This is a genomic window from Vibrio sp. DNB22_10_4 (assembly GCF_052879755.1).
The window spans coordinates 1-229 of sequence record NZ_JBNNXW010000140.1 but is presented as its reverse complement, the minus strand read 5'-3'; the positions used below and the strand labels follow the sequence as shown (position 1 = coordinate 229).

1 protein-coding gene is annotated in these 229 nt (G+C 66.4%); it reads left to right on the top strand.

Translation table 11 applies throughout. The annotated features are described in order from the left end of the window. Window positions 1-229 (top strand): PHB depolymerase family esterase (locus tag ACVA6Q_RS25005; protein WP_446649276.1); only part of this gene is annotated, 229 nt, incomplete at both ends.

The following is a 229-nucleotide window of genomic DNA, read 5'->3' as shown; positions in this document are numbered from 1 at the left end:
GCTGGGACTACGCCAACACGTCGCCCAGCCGCACGAGCGGGCATGTGGGCGTACTGCTGGATCTGGTCAACCGCTTCGTCACCAACGCGCAATACGCGATCGACCCGAACCAGGTGTACGTGGCCGGCCTGTCCTCCGGCGGCGGCATGACGATGGTGCTGGGCTGTATCGCGCCGGATATTTTTGCGGGCATCGGCATCAACGCTGGCCCGCCGCCCGGAACCACCAC